This window comes from Herbaspirillum sp. B65, from assembly GCF_000333555.1.
Classification (GTDB): Bacteria; Pseudomonadota; Gammaproteobacteria; order Burkholderiales; family Burkholderiaceae_D; genus Herbaspirillum; species Herbaspirillum rubrisubalbicans.
Genome location: NZ_BADI01000832.1, coordinates 1 through 1,862, shown reverse-complemented (window position 1 = coordinate 1,862; position 1,862 = coordinate 1). Strand labels below are relative to the sequence as shown.

Annotated in this window: 1 protein-coding gene and 1 pseudogene; one reads left to right on the top strand and one right to left on the bottom strand. The window is 60.5% G+C overall.

The features are described from left to right. A pseudogene (locus tag I5W_RS19880) lies at nt 1-700 on the bottom strand (YheT family hydrolase); the annotation flags it as partial. A gap of 424 nt (nt 701-1,124) precedes the next feature. Here I5W_RS19880 and I5W_RS19875 point away from each other — a divergent pair. Beyond that, complete coding sequence (locus tag I5W_RS19875; protein ID WP_017454389.1) at nt 1,125-1,790, top strand: response regulator transcription factor; 666 nt, start codon at nt 1,125-1,127, stop codon at nt 1,788-1,790. Nucleotides 1,791-1,862: the final 72 nt, after the last annotated feature.

Below are 1,862 nucleotides of genomic sequence, written 5' to 3'. Positions count from 1 at the left end.
CATCCATGGGCCAACTCCGGTGCGCCCACGAAGCTACTTTCGGTGCGCCCTTCCAGGAAGTGCAGCAGGCGGCGCGGCAGCCACTCCAGGCTGCCCGTGGGCCGCCGGCGGCAAAGCCCACGTGACCGCCTTGTGCGGGATACTCCAGCACCACCTCGGGGGCCGCCGAGCGCGGCAGGTGGCGTGCCGGCAGGAAGGGGTCGTTCTGGGCATTCAAGACCAGCGTGGGCACGCTGATGTCATGCAGGATGTGCTTGGCGCTGGCGCGGTCCCAGTAGTCGTCGGTATTGCGATAGCCGTGCAGGGGCGCGGTGACCACGTTGTCGAAGGCGTACAGGTCGCGCGCTGCCAGCAGCGCGTCGCGGTCGAACAGGCCCGGAAACTGCTCCAGCTTGGCCAGGCACTTGGGGCGCAGGGTGCGCAAGAACACCCAGGTATAGAGCCGGTTGAAACCCGACGCCAGCGCCGTGCCGCCGCCGGCCAGGTCCAGCGGCGCCGAGACCGCACAGGCGGCGTCCACGATCTCGGCCTCATGCTGCGATTCGCCCAGCCAGCGCAGCAGTGCATTGGCGCCCAGCGAGACGCCGCAGGCATACAGGTGGGTGGCTGCCAGGTCTTGCTGGCGCAGCTTGAGGCGACGGATGATCCAGTCCAGCTCGGCGCTGTCGCCCGAATGATAGAAGCGCGGGGCCAGGTTGATGGCGGGCAGTTCGTGACCGAGGATTATTGGTAAATGGTTAGGGGGGCGATGGATGCGGTGGCAGGTAGAACGGTGTGGCGAGGGGATAATTTCCAGGGAACTTCATCACTTGCCCAGCTGGATGCAGATTATTTTCGATATCCCCACTAAAAGCCAGGGCCCGAATTTTTTCTATTGACACGTCGAATAAATTCGATTTTTCATGGAAATAACGCCATTTCCTTTCTGTTTTCGCCAGATTTTCTCTATCTCCTATTCATGGAAGTTTTGTGATGCCGTAACGGCATCGTCGGACGCGGGGAGCCAACATCGATGAAGGCAAATCGAGGGCAGCTAGCCGAGGCAATACATGGGAGGGCGAGCCGGGACAATGATGTCGTGGCATCGCCACCTGTCAGTCAATTGAACCATTTGTGGGGGTAGCATGAATTTGAAGAAAGTCCTGCACGTAGCCATTGCCGATGATCACCCCATCGTGCTAGGTGCGCTCAGGGGGGAGCTGGCGCGCCTGCCGGAAATCCGTATCGACCTGGAGGTCGAGAATGGCGAGGCCCTGATCAGTGCGCTCAAGCGTTCTCCTTGCGAGATTGTCATCACCGACTTTGCCATGCCGGCCGACGATAGCGATGAATCGGACGGCTTTGCGTTGGTCAAGCGCCTCAAGACCGAGCATCCCTCCACCAAGGTGATCGTCTACACCGCCATGAACAATGGCGCGGTGATCCGACGCCTGTATCGTATGGGCGTCTTCGCGGTGATCAACAAGCGCGAGAAGACCGACGAACTGATCAACGCCTGCCTGGCTACCCAGAGCAGCAAGCAGTTGTATTTCCCGGTGTCGTTGCGGGGAGAGCTGGAGATGAGTTGGGCCCAGGGTGAAGGTTTCGGCCTGGTGCGCGAACTGACCCAGAGCGAACTGGAGGTGGTGCGGCTGTTCGTGGAGGGGCAGTCGTTAGGCGAGATCTGCGAACGGCTCTCGCGCACTCCCAGTACCATCAGTACCCACAAGAACAATGCCATGCGCAAGCTGGGTTTGAGTACCGATGCTGATCTGATCAAGTATGCGTATTCCACCGGGATGATCAACTAAGCACGCGGTACGCTTGCGTCCCGGTCATGTAGGCAGCCTCGCTATCGGGTGGGGTTGCCGTTTGCGTAGGGA